The organism is Sphingomonas sp. PAMC 26617 (assembly GCF_000242835.1).
Taxonomy (GTDB): domain Bacteria; phylum Pseudomonadota; class Alphaproteobacteria; order Sphingomonadales; family Sphingomonadaceae; genus Sphingomonas.
Window position 1 is genome coordinate 503,540 of record NZ_JH594425.1, and the last position, 2,474, is coordinate 506,013.

At 56.7% G+C, this 2,474-nt stretch carries 4 protein-coding genes; all 4 read right to left on the minus strand.

Annotation, left to right across the window (positions count from 1 at the left end; translation table 11 throughout):
• Nucleotides 1–130: 130 nt before the first annotated feature.
• Nucleotides 131–355, minus strand: a complete 225-nt coding sequence (locus RH91_RS02025) for a hypothetical protein (protein WP_157136830.1) — start codon at nucleotides 353–355, stop codon at nucleotides 131–133.
• A gap of 124 nt (nucleotides 356–479) precedes the next feature.
• Nucleotides 480–1,049, minus strand: coding sequence for a hypothetical protein (locus RH91_RS22170; protein WP_157136831.1), 570 nt, complete (start codon nucleotides 1,047–1,049; stop codon nucleotides 480–482).
• Between the two features lie 139 nt (nucleotides 1,050–1,188).
• A complete protein-coding gene (locus RH91_RS22175) occupies nucleotides 1,189–1,704 on the minus strand; it encodes a hypothetical protein (protein ID WP_157136832.1) in 516 nt (171 codons plus the stop codon).
• Nucleotides 1,705–1,850: 146 nt separating this feature from the next.
• A complete protein-coding gene (locus RH91_RS02035; RefSeq protein ID WP_081469566.1) occupies nucleotides 1,851–2,219 on the minus strand; it encodes a hypothetical protein in 369 nt (122 codons plus the stop codon).
• Nucleotides 2,220–2,474 lie beyond the last annotated feature (255 nt).

Sequence of the window (2,474 nt, forward strand, 5' to 3'; positions counted from 1 at the left end):
CTTTTTCCATCCGACCGCTTCCGTGCCTTAAAGCGGACGATTCGCTTATGAACACGGCGGTCGTGATCATAGTGGCTGAACGTCGCGACCTGGTGGAAAGCAGTCATCCAAGCGACGGCCTATAAAGTGGCTAACTATGGCGCTCCGCGATGATCCATCCGGCAACTACGGTCGCAAATAGCAGCAGAAACGGCCAGTCGTCCGCACCTTGAACGCCGGCAAATCTTAGCAGCCACTGGCCCAAAAACACCCCGCCCACGCCGACGAAAACGAGCCCGCAGAGCACAAGTAGCCCCATCGGGCTGGAAGGCATGTAGCTCCAAAGGACCTTCTTAAACCAAATCTCGCGTTTCAAGCGACGTTCCCTTCCGGCCCAGCTAATCATAGGATGCCATCAGATCGCTACGTCCACAATTGGGCGACTTGAGACTGGCCGCTTTTACGCCCGATAGCTGCAGGTCGGCTTTCGAGTGAAGCGATCAATGGCCACCGGTCGTCGCGATTGTCAGGTCGGTAAAAAGGAATTCGCCGGTCGAGCAGACGAGACGTACGACCGGATTGTTCGTCTTCAGTGGGAAACTTTTGTTGTCGTTTCCGAGGTCAACGAGAACCCTACCGCCGTCAAATGACAGCGTGAACCGTTGAACGGTACCCGGCTTCGTGAGTAACGACAGGGGAAGGACGTCGTCCTTTTTACCGTTGGACGTATAGCTCAGCATTTGCACTGCAGACTCCCCCGATGGGGTCTTCTTGCCATCTGCTGGCAGGGCGGTGAGCGTAAAGCCTGCAAATACCTCGGGAGATTGACCAGCTGGTGCGGATGACGCGATTTCGACACGCGTGAGAGGCGCATATTTCGTGGTTTCGGCAAGCGCGTTCAGTTTCACGCTTCCTGAAACCGTGAACGGTCCTGTCCCCGCCGGCAGCACCAACTCGGAGAAATGATTGGCGGCAGTGTCGCAATCGTAGGTGATGCCCTTAGCCTCGACAATCGATGGGAGTGCCAGCAGTGCAAACCCAAGAAAGTGGCGCCGGATTGTCTGCCGCATGATTTGTCTCCTTTTGTAGCGTGATCGGAAGCGCGTCCGCCCTTGTTGTCACACCGATTCGTAATCGATCGAGCAACGCAAGCGCTGGCGAATATAAGTCTTGCTTTGGTGGCAAGCGGACGTTCGCGAAAAGCTGATATCACTGTCGCGCGGCCGTGATATGCCCAGATTGAAACGACCGTCGCCAGCCTTGGGCAGCGACGATCCTGCCACTTTTAAACGTGAAGGTGACTGGAAAGAAATTACCGTCGTGGGTATCGGTAAACTCAATGTCTACCTTCTGTTCCCCACATCGATCGTTCACCGGTGTTGGGATGCCATCCCAACCAACGAACCGAAACGTGTCAGCTTTCATTTCGCGTGCGAGTGCAATAGCCCCGGCCACACCGCTCGCCAGAGGCAAGCCGACATCTCCCGCTCCAGAGGAGAAAGAAGCGCTAGGGTCGATCAGTCGTTCTAGGGCAGCCGTGGATTTGCCGTCCGACGAAGCCGCCAAATTGATCGCGTGGACAGCGCGCTGGCTTAATTTGCTTTGGAGTTCCCCGACGTATTCTACGGGCGGCACGTCACAAACAACACGGGGCACGTCAGCAGCCTTTGACTGGGACGTGAGAACCGCTGAAGCGGCGAGAATAGCAAAAAATAGTGTTTGCATGAGTGCAGCATGCTCTCATTAGTGCGGGTCTGAAAGTGGGCGGGAACGGCCAGCTGCTTTCCGTCCCGATTGGGGTCGGTCGGCTTTCGGGCTTTCCCGACCGCGAGGCGAGCTGTCGAACTTCGCGACCTGATGGAAAGCTGCCGTTAGCCGGTGCCGTTACACGTGACCGACAGCATGCGGTGGGCTGTGGTGTCATATGTAATGTTTACCTCGGCGCACCCGCCGTCAGATATGAATGGAAGATCGTTAGAACTTCCGAACCAGCGCCGCTTGCCAGCAACCGTTTCCGTATCCTTCGCAGTCGTACCTTCCGCGATCTCCTCCTTCGTGCATGGCCGCGAACTGGCGTTCTCAAGCATCACCTTACAGCCTTCGCCGACCGCCGGCGCAGGCAAGGGTATTAGGTAAGTGGCGACAACGTTGCTCTCGTTAGAAAAAGCGTAGTTTCTTCCGTATGATGCGAGCGGCTGGGCGTCCTTAGGAAGCACAACCTGCCGTTCTATTTCATCCATCAGGACCTCCTGACGGGAGGGAGCGCTGACGCAGCCCGAAACGATAAGAAGTTGCAGGAGCAAGGTCGATCCAGCTCGCATCGCGACGGTTTACCTCACCGGCGGGATGTCCGCTACTGGGCGATTCCGTTGAAGAAGTCGGCTTTGGGCTGCGGGTGGAAGCTGCTTCCTTATCGCGTGAGCGATGTCCGCCGGTTTAGGCGAGTGCCATTTGCACCGGCATCGGGATGAGCTTGGCCATCTTGCGAAGGTTCT

What these genes read in the sequence shown, in the direction of transcription:
- RH91_RS02035 (WP_081469566.1), bottom strand. Translation starts at nt 2,219, where the DNA reads ATGGATGAAATAGAACGGCAGGTTGTGCTTCCTAAGGACGCCCAGCCG.
- RH91_RS22175 (WP_157136832.1), bottom strand. Translation starts at nt 1,704, where the DNA reads ATGCAAACACTATTTTTTGCTATTCTCGCCGCTTCAGCGGTTCTCACG.
- RH91_RS22170 (WP_157136831.1), bottom strand. Translation starts at nt 1,049, where the DNA reads ATGCGGCAGACAATCCGGCGCCACTTTCTTGGGTTTGCACTGCTGGCA.